Here is an 18170-nt window from a genome sequence, read left to right as displayed (position 1 = left end):
GTCTCCGTCAGAGCCCGACGACGCCAGGCAGGCCCGAGATGTCAGGAATTTCGACATAGCCGTAATAGGGGTTGGCCGGCTCGTGGCCGCGATTGACCCAAACCTTGTTCTTGATGCCGAGATCGTGGGCCGACATCAGGTCGTAGCGGAAGGAGGACGAGCAATGCAGCACGTCTTCCGGTCCGCAACCCAGCATATCGAGCATATATTCAAAGCCCTTGAAGCGTGGCTTATAGGACTGCGCCTGCTCGGCGGTATAGACCGCATGGAAGGGCGCGCCCAGTTTTTCGACGTTCGACATGATCTGCGAATTCATGGCGTTGGAAAGGATGACCAAGGGGATTTCCTTGGCGACCTTGGCGAGACCGGCCGGGACATCTGAATGCGGCCCCCAGGTCGGAACCCGCTCATAGACCATCCGGGCGGCTTCGTCGCGAAATGTCACGCCGTTGCGTTTGCACGTCCGCTCGAGTGAATTGTGCACCACCTCGGCATAGGGTTTCCAGTCACCCATAATCTCGTCGAGCCGATAGGCGGCGAAATTCTTGATGAACTCCGCCATGCGTGGCTCGTCGAGCTCTTCGCCGTAGAGATCGCGTGCCGCCTCCGCCATCTGAAAGTTGGTCAGCGTGCCGTAGCAGTCGAAGGTGATGTATTTCGGACGGAACGTCGTCATTTGAGTATCCTTGAGCGATCGGAACTGGGGACGTGTCACAATCATAGGCATCGCTTCACCCACAGCTCGCCTGAATTGCCGCCATCGGAAGCAGAATCTATCGTATCGAAAGCAGGGTTTGGCAGAAGGTTGCGCGCCTGCCCGCGGTCAACGGTCGGCGGAGTGACTCATTCAATCGCCGTCGTGATCATGATCGTGATGCGACGGGAGGTCGAGGCCGAAGGTGTTGACGAGATCGGCCACCTGCGCCGGGCTGAGGAAACGGGGATTGAGGTTGCGCAACAGCAGATAGAGCTTCGCCGTTTCCTCCAGTTCCTCGGTCGCAAAGACCGCCGCCTCCAGGCTGTCGCCGGCAACAACAGGTCCGTGATTGGCCAGAAGCACTGACGAATATTTGCCCGCCAGTCCGCGGATCGCGTCGGCCACCGCCGGATCGCCGGGACGATAATAGGGCACCAGCGCGGTTTCGCCGGCGCGCATCAGATAATATGGCGTCATTGGTGGCAGGGCGGCGCGCGGATCGATCTCCGGCAGCATGGTCAGTGCCACCGCGTGGGTGGAATGAAGATGGACGATGGCGCGGGCGCTGCCGCGCGTATCATAGAGGGCAGTGTGCAGCGGGATCTCCTTGGTCGGCTTGTCGCCGGACAGGAGCCGGCCTTCGGCATCGAGCCTGGAGATCCGTGCCGGGTCGAGGAAACCGAGCGAGGCGTTGGTCGGCGTGACCAGCCAGCCGCCATCCTCCAGCCGCAGCGATATGTTGCCCGACGAACCGGGCGTCAGCCCGCGTTCGAACAGCGAGCGGCCATATCGGCAGATTTCCTCACGCAGGCGCGCGTCGGACATGACAGTTCCTCCAATATTACGCGGTTGCCCCTTCGATCAATTCAAAGCCGAGATCGACGGCCTGCGGCGGCGCATTAGTGACGACCAACTGCGCGGCTATCTGCCCCGTCGCCACACGCGGCGTTCGGATGGTCGACAGCGGTTGCGGGGTTGCCCGGCCGATATCGAGGCCGTTATAGCCGAAAATGGCGAGCTTCGAGGGAATCGCTATCCCCTCGGCCAGACAATGAAAATAGCCGCCCAGCGCCATGTCGTCGTTGGAGAAATAAACCGCATCGAGATCATTCGTCCGGGCAAGCAGCCGCTCCAGCCCCAGCCTGCCATTTTCCACGGACGAAGCGCCTGGGAGAATTTCGCGGGCGACGAGCGGGGCGTCATGCGCAGCGAGCGTTTCGCAAAAGCTGGAAAACCGCTTGCCGGCACGGGTATCGCGGTTCAGGTCGTGGCCGACATAGCCGATCCGGCGATACCCCCGCTTCAGCAGGAATGCAGCGCTCTCCCGCCCGGCCGCGCGGTTCGAGAAACCGACCGCGATATCGAGAGCATCGCCGTCCAGATCGAGCAGTTCGACGACCCGGCACCCGCTGGCGCGCAGCATCTTCACCGTGCCCTCGGTATGCTCGCATCCCGCCAGCATGACCGCCGCCGGCCGCCAGGCAAGCATCGCAGCAGCGAGCGCTTCTTCCTTGCCCGGATCATAATCGGTCACGGAGAAAACCGCCTGATACCGGTTTTCTTCCAGAACGGCGCTGGCGCCGCGCAGCACATCGGGAAAGACGATGTTGGACAAAGACGGAATGACGAAGGCGACAAGACGCGAACCGGTGGAGGCGAGCGTTCCCGCGATCCGGTTCGGCACATAGCCCAGCCGCTCGACGGCGACCATTACCCGCTCGCGCGTCTTGCCGGAAAACGAACCGTGGTTGCGCAGTACGCGCGACACCGTGCTCTCGCCAACACCGGCCGCTTCTGCGACCTCGGCAAGCGTCACCGTCGCCTGATGTTTGAATTCCATCGTTACGTTTTGAACCCGACTGTTGAGGTGGTTGCCCGGCCTGCCCGCCCGATGACCACCGCTCTGCCCCCATTTTTCACCGCTACCGTCAAGAAGCAAGGTTTTTTTGGCAGCGCTACCAATTTGCCGTTGGCAGCGCTGCCAAAATGGATTAATGAGAATGGCAGCGCTGCCAAAAAAGTGGCATGGCGTGCCGCGGTAGGATCTCAAGGAGACCGCGGCAACAATCGGAGGAGAAAGTCATGACGCTGCAGACGCAAGCGCCAGTTGTTGGCGCACATCCCGCCCAGACGCTCGAAGACCGTGCTTATGGCAAGGTATTCTGGCGCATCGTACCCTTTTTGATGCTGTGCTACGTGGTCGCCAATCTCGACCGCGTCAATGTCGGCTTCGCCAAGCTGCAGATGTCGAGCGAACCCGGCCTCTCCGAAGCCGCCTATGGCATCGGCGCAGGCATTTTCTTCATCGGCTATTTTCTGTTTGAAGTGCCGAGCAACATCATCATGAACAAGGTTGGCGCGCGGGTGTGGATCGCCCGCATCATGGTCACCTGGGGCATCGTTTCCGCCGCCTTCATGTTCACCTCGTCGGAAACCGTCTTCTATGTCCTGCGTTTCCTGCTGGGCGTTGCCGAAGCCGGATTTTTTCCCGGCATCATTCTTTATCTGACCGCTTGGTATCCAGCCCATCGCCGCGCCAGGATCATCACCACCTTCATGTCGGCGATCCCGATATCCGCCATTTTCGGCAATCCGCTTTCGGGTCTCCTGATGGACAGTTTTCACGGCACGCACGGCCTTTCCGGCTGGCAGTGGATGTTCCTGATCGAAGCCATTCCGGCTATACTTTTCGGCGTTGCGACGTTCTTCTACCTTGATGACACGATCCAGGGCGCGAAATGGCTGAACGATGAGGAAAAGCGCGTGCTGACGGCCAATATCGAGGCGGAGAACCGGGCCAAGACAGCAAGCCCGCACAGCATCGCCGCAACGCTGGCCGACCGCCGCGTCTGGCTGATGTGCCTGATCTACTTCTGCTTCGTGCTCGGGCAATATGGCCTGAATTTCTGGATGCCGACCATCGTCAAGGCCTCGGGCGTCAACGGAAACCTCAATATCGGCCTGATTTCCGCGATCCCCTATATCTGCACATTCGTCGTCATGCTGGCCCTCGGACGTTCCGCCGACAGGCTGCGCGAACGCCGCTGGCACCTCGTCGTCCCGGCCTTCATCGCCGCCGGTGGTTTCGTCGCGGCGACGATGGCGACGAGCACGACGGTCTCGATTGTCTGCCTCTCGCTGGCTGCCGCCGGCGCCATCAGCTGCGCGCCGCTGTTCTGGTCGCTTCCGACGGCTTTTCTCGCCGGCACGGGCGCTGCGGCCGGCATTGCCTGGATCAACTCGGTCGGTAATCTCGCCGGGTTTCTCGGGCCGTTTCTGGTAGGCTATCTCAAAGACTTCACCGGCACCAACAGCGCCGGCATGTATCTGCTGGCGGCTGCCTTGGTCATTGGTTCGCTGGCCGTGTTGACGGTTCCTGCGAAAACCGTCAATCGCTGAGCTACAGCCCCTCCGGGATGGCACCCGGAGGGGCGCAGACCTTTCCTCACAAGACTGGAGAACCTCCTCATGCCACCGCTTGCTGAAAACTCAGGTCCCGACATTATCGCAGCCGTCATCGGTCTTGGTTCGATGGGGCTTGGGATGGCCCAGTCGATGAAGCGCGCAGGTCTCGACGTCGTTGGTTATGACATCACGCCGGCGGCGGTAGACCGCTTTGTCGCCGAGGGCGGACGTGGCGCGGCGACCCCTGCCGCTGCGGCAAAGGACGCCGACATCGTCGTCTCCGTAGTCGTCAACGGCGCGCAGACCGAGGCCGTGCTGTTCGGGCCGCAAGGCGTCGCGAGCACAATGAAGCCCGGTGCCGTCTTCATTTCGTCGGCAACCATGGATCCCGCCGTCGCACGTGATCTGGCCGAGCGGACGGAGGCTCTCGGCCTGCATTACCTCGACGCGCCGATTTCGGGCGGCGCGGCCAAGGCGGCGCGTGGCGAACTGACGATCATGGCATCCGGCTCCGGCCAGGCCTTCGATACGGCGCGCCCGGGTCTCGACGCCATGGCCGCCAAGGTCTACGAGCTCGGCGACGAGGCCGGAAAAGGCGCTGCCTTCAAGATGATCAACCAGCTTCTCGCCGGCGTGCACATCGCGGCCGCCTGTGAGGCCATCACCTTTGCCGCCAAGCAGGGCCTCGACCTCGATAAGGTCTATGAGGTGATCACAGCTTCGGCCGGCAATTCCTGGATGTTCGAAAACCGCGTGCCGCATGTGCTGGCCGGAGACTATACGCCGCTCAGCAGCATCGAGATTTTCGTCAAGGATCTCGGTATCGTCCAAGACATGGCCCGCTCCGAGCGCTACCCGGTACCGCTGACGGCAGCGGCCTTGCAGATGTATCTGGCCGCCTCCGGGGCCGGCATGGGCCGTGATGACGATTCCTCGTTGGCGCGGCTCTATGCCAGGCTTTCCGGCGCTGAATTGCCCAGCTCTACCAAAGAGCCGCAGAGCCTGTAGAAGGAACGCTAGACATGCCGGTTTTCGCCGCCAACCTGACGATGATGTTCAACGAATGGGCGTTCCTCGACCGCTTCGACGCCGCAGCCGATGCTGGCTTTGCCGCCGTCGAATACCTCTTTCCCTACGAGGCCACGCCGGAGGCAATCGCCGAACGGCTTGACCGCAACAATCTGCGACAGGCCTTGTTCAACCTGCCGCCGGGCGACTGGGCAGCAGGCGAACGTGGCATCGCCGCTCTTCCGGGACGGTTCGATGCGCTGAAAGCGGATGTCGAGCGGGCACTGGACTATGCGGCGGCAACGGGCGTCAGACGGTTGCACCTGATGGCAGGCATCGCCGACCGTCATGACGAAGACGCCTCCTCCGCTTATCGGCGCTCCGTCACCTATGCTGCCGGGCGGCTTGCGGAAAAGGGCATCGATCTGCTGCTCGAGCCGATCAACGGCCGAAACATGCCAGGATATTTCCTCAACGATTTCGGCGCCGCCGAGCGGCTGATTGCCGAATGCGATCTGCCGAACCTGAAGCTGCAGTTCGACATCTATCACCGACAGATCATCCATGGCGACGTCACTATCGCATTGCGGCGCCTGCTGCCGATCACCGGCCATATCCAGATCGCCAGCGTGCCGTCACGCAATGAGCCGGATGGGGAGGAACTGAACTATGCCTCTCTGTTCGGCGAAATCGACAGCCTGGCTTATGACGGTTTCATTGGCTGCGAATACATCCCGCGCGGCCACACACTCGACGGTCTTAGCTGGTTCAAACCTTTTGCACGGAGCTAGACGATGGCTATTTTCCTCGGATCAATTGCTGACGACTATACGGGCGCGTCCGACCTCGCCAACACCCTGACGAAGAACGGTCTGCGCACGGTGCAGACGGTCGGCATCCCTGACCCGTCGCTGGCACTACCGGATGTCGACGCCGTGGTCGTTTCCCTGAAGATCCGTTCCGTCCCCGCCTCGGACGCCGTGGCGGCGGCGGCGAGCGCCGAGCGATGGCTGCGCCGGCGGGGTGCCGGCCATGTGCTTTACAAGATCTGCTCGACCTTCGATTCCACCGATGCCGGCAATATCGGTCCGGTCACCGAGGCCTTGAGCGATGCTGCCGGCGGCGGCATCGTACTGGTAACGCCCGCCTTTCCGGAAACGGGACGCACCGTCTATCTTGGCCATCTCTTCGTCGGCGGACAGCCTTTGAACGAAAGCCCGCTCAAGGACCACCCCCTCAATCCGATGCATGACGCCAATCTCGTGCGGGTTCTGACCCGCCAGTCGCGCAATGTCGTCGGACTGATCGATCTGACGACCATCGCGGCCGGACCCGGCGCCGTCAAAATGAGGCTCGATGCCTTTCGCACCGCAGGCGTCACTGCTGTTATCGCCGATGCGATCTTCGAACGGGATCTTGAAACGCTCGGCGAGGTCGCTCTCGAAACGCCGGTGTCCACCGGTGCGTCCGGCCTCGGCCTCGGCCTTGCCCGTGCGCTCGTCCGCTCCGGCCGGATATCCTCCGGCGGCGCAACGACGGCGGACGCCATTCGCCCCGTGGGCGGACTTTCAGCGATCGTTGCCGGCAGTTGCTCCAAGGCGACGCTCCGTCAGCTCGACGTCGCCGAACGGTCGATGCCCGTCCTGCGGCTCGATCCGGAGCGGCTGCTTGCTGGTCCGGATGAGATCGCCACGGCGATTTCCTGGGCCGGAGAGCGCATCGCCGCCGGCCCCGTCATCATCGCCGCGAGTGCTGCGCCTGAAACCGTGTCCCGGCTGCAATTGCTCTATGGACGAGAGGCCTCCGGCCACGCGATCGAGACCGCGACGTCGATCATCACAGCCGAGCTGGTGGAGAGAGGCGTGCGGCGCCTGGTGGTCGCCGGCGGCGAAACCTCGGGCGCGGCCGTCGACCGGCTCGCCATTCCGGCATTTCTGATCGGGCCGGAGATTGCGCCCGGCGTGCCGGTGCTGCGCACGATCGGCAATGCCCAGGGCGATATGCTTCTGGCGTTGAAATCAGGAAACTTCGGAGGCGAAGATTTCTTTACGGCAGCGCTGGCGATGATGCACTGACAGACCTGGGACCCGATGAATATCGGTCGGTTCTAGCATAAGATGCGGCTCCCCATGACAGCAACGCCATAAGATACTGCTTGAACCATGGCCTTCAGACGATCTGCCCGCCGGCGCTCCGGCAGACTGGCGGGTACGATATGAAGGACGCCTCCATGCAAACAAGTCAGATCGAAATCGTCCCGTTCGGCCCCGACCATCTGGAAGCCGCCGTCGCGCTGTCAAGACAGGCGGGCTGGCCGCATCGGACGGAAGACTGGCAGCTGGCGCTCGCCTTGAGCGACGGGATGGTTGCGGTCGAGGATGGCAGGGTCGTCGGCACCGTCCTCGTCACGCCGTACAAGGGCGATTGTGCGACGATCAACATGGTCATCGTCGACGAGACGATGCGCGGCAGGGGTCTCGGCCGCAAGCTAATGGACGCCGCATTGCTGGCCGCCGGAGACCGGCCGCTGAGGCTGGTGGCGACGGTGGCAGGCCTGCCGCTCTACCAGAAGCTTGGCTTCCTCGAGACGGGAACCGTGGCGCAACATCAGGGCCTTGCCGGAGACATCGCCGCGCCGGCGGAAACGCAAGCCGCCACCGACGCCGACCTCCCTGCTATCGCGGCACTCGACCGCCTTGCCTTCGGCGCCGACCGCGAACGGCTGCTCTCTTATTTCACCGGGATCGGCGAGTTCGCCGTCATTCGTCGCGACGGCCACGTTTCCGGCTTCGCTTGCCTGCGTCCCTTCGGCCGCGGCGAAGTGATCGGACCCGTGGTGGCCGCCGACGTCGGCGAGGCCAGGAAACTCATCGAACATTTCATCGCCAAGCGGCCCGGGCAGTTCCTCAGGGTCGACACCACGGCCGAGACCGGGCTTTCCCCGTGGCTCGCCGAACACGGGCTCGCCCATGTCGGCGGCGGAATCACCATGAAAAAGCCCTTCGTCCACCACGCCGCCGAACCGGCCGTCACCACCTTTGCCCTCGCCAGCCAGGCACTCGGCTGATCCGGAGATCTCCATGTACAGCAATTCTCTCATCGAACTCGATCGCGCCCATCTCATTCATCCTGTCGCCTCCTATCGAGGCCATGAAAAGCTTGGCGTGCGGGTGCTGGCCTCGGCCAAGGGCGCGACGGTCACCGACGCCTCCGGCAAGCAGCTGATCGACGGCTTCGCCGGCCTCTGGTGCGTCAATGCCGGTTACGGCCACGAGAGCATCGTCGAGGCAGCGGCCCGGCAGATGCGCGAGCTTCCCTATGCGACGGCCTATTTCGGCCTCGGCTCAGAGCCCGCGATCCGGCTTGCCGGCGAACTCGCCGACCGCGCACCGGGCGATCTCAACCACGTCTATTTCACGCTCGGCGGCTCCGATGCGGTGGACAGCACGATCCGCTTCATCCGCTATTATTGGCATGCCCGTGGACAGCCTCAGCGCGATCAGTTCATCTCCGTCGAACAGGGCTATCATGGTTCCTCGACGGTCGGCGCGGGTCTGACCGCGCTACCTGCCTTCCATGCCGGCTTCGGCGTTCCATTCGATTGGCAGCATAAGATTCCGTCTCACTACGCCTATCGCAACCCGGTGGGCGACAATCCGCAGGCGATCATCGACGCCTCGCTTGCGGCGCTGAAAAGCAAGGTCGAGGCGATCGGGCCGGAACGCGTCGCCGCTTTCTACGTCGAGCCGATCCAGGGATCGGGCGGCGTTCTGGTGCCGCCGAAAGGCTGGATGAAAGCCATGCGCGAATTCTGCCGCGCGCACGACATCCTTTTTGTCGCGGACGAGGTGATCACCGGCTTTGGCCGCACCGGCCCGCTTTTCGCCTGCAGCGAGGATGAGGTCGTGCCCGACTTCATGACGACCGCCAAGGGCCTCACCTCGGGCTACGTTCCCATGGGCGCCGTCTTGATGGCCGATCATGTCTATCAAACGATCGCCGAGGGCGCGGGTGCTGCCGCCGTTGGCCATGGCTATACCTATTCGGCCCATCCCGTCAGCGCCGCGGTCGGCCTCGAAGTCCTGAAGCTCTACGAAAACGGCCTTCTCGAAAACGGCGTCAGGGCCGGCGCACGGCTGATGCGGGGCCTGGAATCGCTGAGGGATCATCCGCTCGTCGGCGATGTCCGCGGCCGCGGCATGCTGGCCGCCGTCGAGCTGGTGGTCGACAAGGTGAACAAAACGCCCTTGCCGGCATCTGCCGAACCCGCCCGCCGCATCTTCGATCGCGCATGGGAAAACGGCCTCGTCATCCGCGCCTTCGGCAATGGTGCAATTGGCTATGCTCCGCCGCTTTGCTGCACAGAGACGGAGATTGACGCGATCGTCGAGCGCACCCGCATCACCCTGGACGAGACGCTGGAGGATCCGGATGTGCGTCGGGCGCTGCAGGCCTGAGAATATCGGGAAACCGTCAGATTCGGTATTTTGTGCCGCCTCATGGCGTCTATTCGGCGAATCCGGCGCAGTGCAGGTGACAAACTGAAGTCAACGAAAGGCCTGGATCCCGGCAGATGCGGGCCTTCCCATAAAAGAGCGGGACAATGACCCCGCCAGCGGAACAGAATTTTCTTCTTCGAGAAGCCGAGCTCCCATCGGAGCCGAACACTGGGGAATTCGCGTGAGCAAGAGCCTTTCGGAATTCAAATATATGACCTTCGACGTCGTCGGCACGCTTATCGACTTCGAGGGCGGCCTCAAGACCTGCTTCGCCGAGATCGCGGCCGAGGTCGGAAGTACCGTCGACGGCGAGCAAGCGCTTAGTCTCTACCGCGCAGCCCGCTACTCCAAAGATGCCGATCTCTTTCCGGACGACCTCGTGCGCGTCTATCTCGCGATCGCGCCGAAGCTCGGCCTGCCCACTGAGCAAAAATATGGCGAACGGCTGCGGGATTCGGCGAAGAGCTGGAAGGGTTTTGCAGACAGCGCCGCAGCGCTGGCAAGTCTTGCGAAGGATTACCGCCTTGTTGCAATGACCAATGCCCGCCGCTGGGCATTCGATTTCTTCGAGAAAGAACTCGGCAATCCATTTTATGCCGCCTTCACCGCGGATGATACCGGGACCGAGAAACCCGATCCCGCCTTCTTCGAGAAGGTATTCGACTACGTCGCCTCGGAAGGACATTCGAAGGACGACATCCTGCATGTCGCCCAGAGCCAGTACCACGACATCGGGATTTCCAGGAAACTCGGGCTGACCAATTGCTGGATCGAGCGGCGACATGCCGAGAAGGGTTACGGCGGCACGATCGAACCGGCCGAGTTCACCAAACCCGACTACCATTTCACCTCCATGGCCGGCCTTGCCGATGCCGTGGCCGCCGCGCGCGCCTGACTTTGAAGCAGATCGGGCCTGCCCGCAACGGGCAGCCCGCCACACAAGAAAAGGGGAATGAGATGAACGACAAGATCACCAATTGGACCAGCTCCGACGACGCCATGGTCGAAAGCGCCATCCGTCGTGGCGCCACTCGTCGCGAGTTGCTGCATATGATGCTTGCGGGCGGCGTGGCCATATCAGCTGGCGGGCTCGTGCTTGGCCGCGCCGGCAAGGCGCTCGCCGCTACGCCCGTTTCCGGCGGCTCGCTCAAGGCGGCCGGCTGGTCGTCCTCCACAGCCGATACGCTCGACCCTGCCAAGGCGTCGCTCTCCACCGACTATGTCCGGTGCTGCTCCTTCTATAACCGCCTCACCTTCCTCGACAAATCAGGCACGCCGCAGATGGAGCTTGCCGAAGCGATCGAGTCCAAGGATGCGAAGACCTGGACGGTCAAGCTGAAGAACGGCGTTACTTTCCATGACGGCAAGCCGCTGACCGCCGATGACGTGGTTTTCTCGCTGAAGCGCCATCTCGACCCATCCGTCGGCTCGAAGGTCGCCAAGATCGCCGCCCAGATGACCGGGTTCAAGGCGGTCGACAAACAAACCGTCGAGATCACACTCGCCAGCCCGAATGCCGACCTGCCGACCATCCTGTCGATGCATCATTTCATGATCGTCGCCGACGGCACGACCGATTTCACCAAGGCCAACGGCACCGGCGCTTTCGTCAAGGAAGTCTTCGAGCCGGGCGTCCGGTCCGTCGGGATCAAGAACAAGAATTACTGGAAATCCGGCCCGAATGTCGATTCCTTCGAATATTTCGCGATCAGCGACGACAATGCCCGTGTAAACGCACTGCTTGCGGGCGACATCCATCTCGCAGCCACGATCAATCCGCGCTCTATGCGCCTCGTCGAGGCCCAGGGCGACGGCTTCACCTTGTCTAAGACGACGTCCGGCAACTATACCAATCTCAACATGCGACTGGATATGGAGCCCGGCAACAAGCGGGACTTCATCGAGGGCATGAAGTATCTCGTCAACCGCGAACAGATCGTCAAATCGGCGCTGCGCGGTCTCGGTGAAGTCGGCAACGATCAACCCGTTTCGCCGGCGAACTTCTATCATGACGCAGAGCTGAAAGCGCGAGCCTTTGATCCTGAGAAGGCGAAGTTCCACTTCGAAAAGGCCGGTGTGCTTGGCCAATCCATTCCGATCATCGCTTCCGATGCGGCGAGCTCGTCTATCGACATGGCCATGATCATCCAGGCGGCCGGCGCCGAAATCGGCATGAAGCTCGATGTACAGCGAGTGCCATCCGATGGTTATTGGGACAATTACTGGCTCAAGGCGCCGGTCCACTTCGGCAATATCAACCCGCGGCCGACACCCGATATCCTCTTCTCCCTGCTCTACACCTCGGACGCTCCGTGGAACGAAAGCCACTACAAGTCGGAGAAGTTCGACAAGATGCTGATCGAGGCGCGCGGCTCTCTCGATCAAGACAAGCGCAAGACGATCTATAACGAGATGCAGGGCATGGTCGCCCAGGAAGCTGGTACAATCATTCCAGCCTATATCTCGAACGTCGATGCAACGACCGCCAAGCTCAAGGGCCTGGAAGCCAACCCGCTCGGCGGCCAGATGGGATACGCTTTCGCGGAATATGTCTGGCTTGAAGCCTGATGCAGCAAAGGAGACTGGGGCTGCAGCCGCGCCCCAGTTCGTCCATCTGCCTTGATGGAACTTAACTCGAACGCAAAGGGAAGACGCCCGTGAACCGCCAGGTCTTATCCCTTGTACTGAGCAGATTGTTCGTCGCCGTGATCACCCTGGTGATCGTCTCCTTCGCCGTCTTCTTCGCGACAACGCTGTTGCCTGGAGATACGGCGACGATCCTGCTCGGCCAAGCCGCCACCCCGGAAGCCGTCGAAGGCCTGCGCAAGGCCATGCATCTCGACGAACCGGCGCTCTTTCGTTTCCTGCGCTGGTTAGTCGGGCTGCTGCAAGGCGACCTCGGCACGTCCTATGCCAACGACATGCCGATCGCCGCTCTCATCGCCGGCCGCTTCGTCAACACGCTGAAACTTGCCGGCGTCACCGCGCTTTTCTCCGTACCTATCGCGCTGACGCTCGGGATCACTGCGGCGATGCTGCGCGGCACCCTTTACGACCGGATCGTCACGGTGATCACCATCGGCGTCATCTCCGTGCCGGAGTTCATGGTCGCGACCTCCGCGGCGCTCATCTTTGCCGTCTATCTGAAATGGCTGCCGGCACTTTCTTTCGCCAATGAGGTCCACAGTCTGACCGATCTGTTGCGCGTCTATGCCATGCCGGTGATCACCCTCACCTTCGTCGTCTCGGCCCAGATGATCCGCATGACGCGGGCGGCTGTCATCGAGACGCTACACACACCCTATGTCGAGATGGCATTGCTCAAGGGCGCCTCCCGGCCGCGCATCGTCTTTCGCCATGCACTGCCGAATGCGCTCGGCCCGATCGTCAATGCCGTTGCGCTTTCGCTGTCTTATCTGCTCGGAGGCGTCATCATCGTCGAGACCATTTTCAACTATCCCGGTATCGCCAAGCTGATGCTGGATGCCGTCGCCACCCGCGACCTGCCGCTGATCCAGAGCTGCGCGATGATCTTCTGTCTTGGCTACCTGCTGCTGATCACCATCGCCGATATCATCGCCATCCTTTCCAATCCGAGGCTCCGATGACCATGACCAGTTCCGAAACCACCTCCGGCCGGCTGTCCGGAACCCGGTTTGGCTATCGCTTCAACATCGTCGGCGCGATCGGCTTCACTGTGATCCTCTTATGGGCGCTCGTCGCGATCTTCGCGCCATGGATCATCCCCTACCCGGTCGGCGAGATCATCGATCTCGACTATTTCGGCCCGATGAGCCGGGAACTCTGGCTCGGCTCCGATTATCTCGGCCGCGACATGCTCTCAAGGATTCTGATGGGCGCGCGCTATACGGTCGGCATCTCGCTGGCGGCGGTCACGATCGCCTGCTTCAGCGGCGTCGTGCTCGGCATGATCGCAGCTGTCGCCGGCGGCTGGCTGGACACGATCCTCAGCCGCTTCCTCGATGCGCTTAACTCCATCCCGAGCAAGCTGTTCGGTCTGGTGGTCGTCGCTGCCGTCGGCTCCTCGGTCCCGGTGCTGATCATGACGCTGTCGGTGATCTACATCCCCGGCGCTTACCGCTTCGCCCGGGCGCTCGCCGTCAACATCAATGCGATGGATTTCATTACGGTTGCGCGCATCCGCGGTGAAAGCACGCTCTATCTCATTCGCTCGGAAATCCTGCCCAACATCGTCGGGCCGGTACTTGCCGATCTCGGCATCCGCTTCGTCTTCATCGTTCTGCTGCTCTCCGGGCTTTCCTTCCTCGGCCTTGGCGTCCAGCCGCCCTATGCCGATTGGGGAGCGCTGGTGCGCGAGAATATCGGCGGCCTGCCATTTGGTGCACCGGCGGTGATGTTTCCCTCGCTTGCCATCGCCAGCCTGACGATCAGCGTCAACCTGCTGATCGACAACCTGCCGCAGAAAATTCGCGACCGGAGTGTGTCATGAGCAATTTCATCGAAATCCGTGACCTGAAGGTCGAAGCCACTACCGATTCCGGTCGGCGTGTCGAAATCATCAAAGGTGTCAGCCTCGATGTTGCCGAGGGCGAGATCGTTGCGCTGATCGGCGAGAGCGGCTCGGGCAAGACAACCATCGCCCTGACCCTGATGGGCCATACCCGTGCGGGCTGTCGCATCTCCGGCGGCAGCGTTTCGGTCGGCGGCAAGGACATGGTCACGCTCGGCGAAAAGCAGCGCGCCAAGGTGCGCGGCACCGAAGTTGCCTATGTCCCGCAATCGGCGGCTGCCGCCTTCAACCCGGCCACATCGATCATGGACCAGGTGATCGAAGTCACGCGTATTCACCAGCTGATGTCGCCGGACGAGGCGCGTGCCCGGGCCGTCGAACTCTTCCGGGCGCTGTCCCTGCCGGAACCCGAGACGATCGGCAGCCGTTATCCGCACCAGGTTTCCGGCGGCCAGCTGCAACGTCTGGCGGCCGCCATGGCGCTGATCGGCGACCCGACCCTCGTCATCTTCGACGAGCCGACGACGGCGCTCGACGTCACGACCCAGATCGAAGTGCTGCGGGCTTTCAAGTCGGTCATGAAGAAGGGGGGCATCGCTGGCGTTTATGTCTCGCACGACCTTGCCGTCGTCGCCCAGATCGCCGACCGCATCGTGGTCCTGAAAGGCGGGGAGACCCAGGAAACCGGCACCACCGGCGAAATCCTCAACAATGCCAAGCACCCCTATACCAGGGAGCTGCTCGCAGCCTTCGAACCGAAACCGCGCGGCGCAACTGGCCCCGCCGAACCCGCGACCGCTCCCCTGCTGAGCATCGAAGATCTCGTCGCGGGTTATGGACAGCGCCAGGCTGACGGCCTGCCGCTCGTTCGCGCGGTCGAGCATGTCAGCCTGAAAGTGGAGAAAGGCCGTAATCTCGGCATCATCGGCGAATCCGGTTGCGGCAAGTCGACGCTCGCCCGCACCATCGCCGGCATCCTGCCGGCCGCGGTCGGCAAGATCGTCTTCGACGGCACGGAACTGCGCCGCAACGCGCGCGAGCGTTCGCGTGATGAGTTGCGCGAGATGCAGATCGTCTTCCAATATGCCGATACCGCACTCAACCCGGCAAAATCGGTCGAGGACATCCTCGACAGACCTCTGGTCTTTTACCACGGCATGGATCGAAAGGCGCGGAACGCCCGGATCGATCAACTGCTCGACATGGTACGCCTGCCCCGCAATCTGCGCCATCGGCGGCCGGGCGAACTCTCGGGTGGACAGAAACAGCGAGTCAACTTCGCCAGGGCGCTCGCCGCCGATCCGAAGCTGATCCTCTGCGACGAGATTACCTCGGCGCTCGACACAGTGGTCGCCGCCGCGGTCATCGACCTGCTCAAGGAATTGCAGCGCGAACTCGGCCTCTCCTACATCTTCATCAGCCACGACCTCTCGGTGGTGGAGGCAATCTGCGACGAGATCGTCGTGATGTATGGAGGCAGGAAGGTCGAGGAGATCACCTCATCGACGGTGAAGGCGCCGCAACACCCCTATTCGCAGCTGCTCTTCTCATCGGTGCCGACCCTCGATCCGGCCTGGCTCGACGGGCTCCAGCAGGATCCGGAATTGGTGCGGGCCTATTGCAGGCACTGAGCGCCGATTCAAGGCGTTGCCGCGCTGCCCTGCTCGGAGCCAAAAGCGAGATGCTTGCCGGACTTTAGCGCGCACCCGGTCAGGTCGTGCTGGAACGTCTCCGGCCTCACGGCAGAGATCAGCAAGTGGCAAAGAATATGGCTTTAGAGAGCAGGCCCCACATCCTGTCGCAAGTCCTTCCAACCAGTATGGAACTCTTATTATAGGGAGAACAACCTGCGACAGAGAGAATCGGCCTCTCGATTGGGTCGAGGAGGTGCAGTTGGGTAAGGTCGATCTGGAGCCCTGACAGAGTGCGTTGGGACATTCGGCCACGGGGGCGGACGAAAGGACATCCAGCCGTGATATCAGGAGCGGCTCCCTGTGCGGTCCTTCTCGCCGACTAATGCGGAAACAAGGTGGTGAGCGGCATGTGGGCCTTGATGATCGGCGACTTCAGGACGACGAAGCTGAAATATTTGTCGATGCCGACATCCAGGTCAGTCAGCCGCTCCATGATCGTCTGGTATTCGTCGATGCCGGCGGTGACGAACTTCAGCAGATAATCGTAGCCGCCCGAAACGAGATGACATTCGATCACCTGATCGACCTTCTCGATCGCCGCCAGGAAGCGGGCGAAGTCGATCTGCCGGTGGTTCTTCAGGGTGATCTCGGTGAACACCGTCAGCGTCTGCCCCAGTTTGCTCACGTTGATCTGGGCTGAATAACCTTCGATGTAGCCCTCCGACTGCAGCTTCTTCACCCGCATCAGGCAGGGGCTCGGCGACAGATTGACCAGTTCGGCGAGTTCCACATTCGTGACGCGGCCATTCTTCTGCAGTTCGTAAAGGATTTTTACGTCGATTCGGTCGAGTTTCATCTCACACGCCCTCACTTGCTGGAGATCGCCAATGACGCAGCAGATTATGCTGCTTGTTCCCGACACCAACCTTAACACATGACATTGATCTGTCGATCGCGTTGCGAGACAGGCCGAAGCACAAACGGCTGCTGGCATCCTCCCCACGCGGAATCTTCTGCTGCCACCAACCGATCTCCGGCAAAGCCGTGGCGTCGGATCCGCTACACTACGCTAAAACGGAGACTCTCCCATGCCCGCACCGCTCAATCGCGTCGACACCACGCCGGAACTGCCTCCCACCGCTGATGTCGTGGTGATCGGCGGCGGCATCGTTGGCGTTTTCGCGGCCTACTATCTCACCCGGCGCGGATTGAAGGTCGCCCTCGTCGAGAAGGGCCTGATCGGCGCCGAGCAGTCGAGCCGCAACTGGGGCTGGTGCCGGCAGCAGAACCGCGACGCGCGCGAATTGCCGATGTCGACGAAGAGCCTCGATTTGTGGGAGCGTTTCGCCACTGAGACCGGTGAGGACACCGGCTTCCGTCGTTGCGGTCTCTTCTACCTCAGCAATAGCGACGAGGAACTGTCCGGCTGGGCCCGTTGGCGCGATTTCGCCCGCTCGGTCGGCGTCACGACACATATGCTGAGCAGCGCGGAGGCAACCGAACGCGGGCATGCCACCGGCACCTCATGGAAAGGCGGGGTGTTTTCGCCGACCGACGGCACCGCCGACCCAGCGAGCGCTGCGCCGGCCGTCGCGCGTGCGATCCTCAAGCTCGGCGGCACGGTGCATCAGTCCTGTGCGGCCCGCGGCCTCGACGTCGAAGGCGGCAGGCTCTCGGGCGTCGTCACCGAGCATGGCACGATCCGGACAAAGATCGCGATCCTCGCCGGTGGCGCCTGGGCCTCCTCCTTCTGCCGCCAGCTTGGCATTCGATTTCCGCAAGCCTCGATACGTTCCTCGATCCTCTCCGTATCCCCAGGCGCGAGCGGCCTGCCGGATGCATTGCATACATCAGCCGTGTCGGTGACGCGACGTCGCGATGGCGGCTACACGCTGGCGATCAGCGGCCGCGGCCGCGTCGATCCGACGCCGCAGCAGCTTCGCTTCGCGCGGCAGTTCCTGCCGATGTTTGCCCGGCGCTGGCGCAGTCTCGCACCCGGCGGGTTGGAAGGTTTTCGCTCAGGGCATGAATCTCTGGCACGCTGGCGGCTCGACAGGCCGACACCGATGGAGCGCATGCGCATCCTCGACCCGGCGGCAAACGAGGCCACCATTGCCCTCACGCATTCGCGGGCGCTCGAGCTTCTTCCCGCATTGAAGAAAACCGATATCAGCGCGGCCTGGGCAGGCTATATCGATAGCACGCCCGACGGCGTGCCGGGGATCGGCGAGATCGCCACCTTGCCCGGTTTCATCCTCGCTGCCGGCTTCAGCGGCCACGGCTTCGGCATCGGGCCGGGCGCCGGCCATTTGATCGCCGATATCGTTACAGGCGATGAGCCGATCGTTGATCCCAGGCCCTACCACCCCGAGCGCTTCGGGACATCCGCCTGGGGCAAAGTGGCTGATTTCTAGGGAGCAGTCGGCCTTTGCGCA

At 62.3% G+C, this 18170-nt stretch carries 16 protein-coding genes; 12 read left to right on the top strand and 4 right to left on the bottom strand.

Going from position 1 to position 18170, the window contains the following annotated elements; genetic code table 11:
* Window positions 1–7 precede the first annotated feature (7 nt).
* The 3 genes from RlegSU303_RS28160 to RlegSU303_RS28150 form a co-directional block, all read right to left on the bottom strand.
* Window positions 8–676 (bottom strand): haloacid dehalogenase type II, encoded by a 669-nt coding sequence (locus RlegSU303_RS28160; protein WP_003562909.1) that lies wholly within the window; start codon window positions 674–676, stop codon window positions 8–10.
* Between the two features lie 171 nt (window positions 677–847).
* A complete protein-coding gene (otnC, locus tag RlegSU303_RS28155) occupies window positions 848–1522 on the bottom strand; it encodes a 3-oxo-tetronate 4-phosphate decarboxylase (protein WP_017956779.1) in 675 nt (224 codons plus the stop codon).
* Window positions 1523–1538: 16 nt separating this feature from the next.
* Window positions 1539–2537 (bottom strand): LacI family DNA-binding transcriptional regulator, encoded by a 999-nt coding sequence (locus tag RlegSU303_RS28150; protein WP_017956780.1) that lies wholly within the window; start codon window positions 2535–2537, stop codon window positions 1539–1541.
* 242 nt (window positions 2538–2779) lie between these two features.
* Between RlegSU303_RS28150 and RlegSU303_RS28145 the strand changes: the two genes are divergently transcribed.
* The 11 genes from RlegSU303_RS28145 to RlegSU303_RS28095 all read left to right on the top strand — a co-directional run bounded on the left by RlegSU303_RS28145 (window position 2780) and on the right by RlegSU303_RS28095 (window position 15732).
* Entirely contained in the window at window positions 2780–4096 is a 1317-nt protein-coding gene (locus tag RlegSU303_RS28145) for an MFS transporter (protein ID WP_131719001.1), read from the top strand.
* A gap of 69 nt (window positions 4097–4165) precedes the next feature.
* Window positions 4166–5110 carry an L-threonate dehydrogenase gene (ltnD, locus tag RlegSU303_RS28140; protein WP_094088267.1) on the top strand — a complete coding sequence of 315 codons (945 nt, stop codon included), beginning with the start codon at window positions 4166–4168 and terminating at the stop codon, window positions 5108–5110.
* Window positions 5111–5124: 14 nt separating this feature from the next.
* Window positions 5125–5901: a 2-oxo-tetronate isomerase gene (gene otnI / locus RlegSU303_RS28135; protein WP_231283880.1), complete on the top strand. Its 777-nt coding sequence runs from the start codon at window positions 5125–5127 to the stop codon at window positions 5899–5901.
* Window positions 5902–5904: 3 nt separating this feature from the next.
* Window positions 5905–7185 carry a 3-oxo-tetronate kinase gene (gene otnK / locus RlegSU303_RS28130; protein ID WP_094088269.1) on the top strand — a complete coding sequence of 427 codons (1281 nt, stop codon included), beginning with the start codon at window positions 5905–5907 and terminating at the stop codon, window positions 7183–7185.
* A gap of 155 nt (window positions 7186–7340) precedes the next feature.
* On the top strand, window positions 7341–8177 hold the full coding sequence (locus RlegSU303_RS28125; protein WP_131620220.1) for a GNAT family N-acetyltransferase: 837 nt from the start codon (window positions 7341–7343) through the stop codon (window positions 8175–8177).
* Between the two features lie 13 nt (window positions 8178–8190).
* A complete protein-coding gene (locus tag RlegSU303_RS28120; RefSeq protein WP_131620221.1) occupies window positions 8191–9567 on the top strand; it encodes an aspartate aminotransferase family protein in 1377 nt (458 codons plus the stop codon).
* Window positions 9568–9790: 223 nt separating this feature from the next.
* Window positions 9791–10504 carry an HAD-IA family hydrolase gene (locus RlegSU303_RS28115; protein WP_130788039.1) on the top strand — a complete coding sequence of 238 codons (714 nt, stop codon included), beginning with the start codon at window positions 9791–9793 and terminating at the stop codon, window positions 10502–10504.
* A 62-nt stretch (window positions 10505–10566) separates the two neighbouring features.
* Window positions 10567–12177, top strand: coding sequence for an ABC transporter substrate-binding protein (locus RlegSU303_RS28110; RefSeq protein ID WP_131719003.1), 1611 nt, complete (start codon window positions 10567–10569; stop codon window positions 12175–12177).
* 89 nt (window positions 12178–12266) lie between these two features.
* Complete coding sequence (locus RlegSU303_RS28105) at window positions 12267–13217, top strand: ABC transporter permease (protein ID WP_231283879.1); 951 nt, start codon at window positions 12267–12269, stop codon at window positions 13215–13217.
* Window positions 13214–14080 carry an ABC transporter permease gene (locus RlegSU303_RS28100; protein ID WP_018072919.1) on the top strand — a complete coding sequence of 289 codons (867 nt, stop codon included), beginning with the start codon at window positions 13214–13216 and terminating at the stop codon, window positions 14078–14080. Before RlegSU303_RS28105 ends, RlegSU303_RS28100 begins: the two co-directional genes overlap by 4 nt.
* Window positions 14077–15732, top strand: coding sequence for an ABC transporter ATP-binding protein (locus RlegSU303_RS28095; protein WP_131719004.1), 1656 nt, complete (start codon window positions 14077–14079; stop codon window positions 15730–15732). The genes RlegSU303_RS28100 and RlegSU303_RS28095 overlap by 4 nt, the downstream gene beginning before the upstream one ends.
* 382 nt (window positions 15733–16114) lie before the next feature.
* On the opposite strand, the gene RlegSU303_RS28090 is transcribed toward RlegSU303_RS28095, so the two are convergent.
* Entirely contained in the window at window positions 16115–16591 is a 477-nt protein-coding gene (locus RlegSU303_RS28090; protein ID WP_025397104.1) for an Lrp/AsnC family transcriptional regulator, read from the bottom strand.
* A 232-nt stretch (window positions 16592–16823) separates the two neighbouring features.
* Here RlegSU303_RS28090 and RlegSU303_RS28085 point away from each other — a divergent pair, with 232 nt between their 5' ends.
* Window positions 16824–18149 (top strand): NAD(P)/FAD-dependent oxidoreductase, encoded by a 1326-nt coding sequence (locus RlegSU303_RS28085; RefSeq protein ID WP_131719005.1) that lies wholly within the window; start codon window positions 16824–16826, stop codon window positions 18147–18149.
* Window positions 18150–18170 lie beyond the last annotated feature (21 nt).

The organism is Rhizobium sp. SU303, from assembly GCF_021052345.1.
In the GTDB taxonomy this organism is placed as follows: Bacteria; Pseudomonadota; Alphaproteobacteria; order Rhizobiales; family Rhizobiaceae; genus Rhizobium; species Rhizobium laguerreae.
Note: the sequence above shows the minus strand (reverse complement) of the source record. Positions and strands in the feature narration are given on the sequence as shown.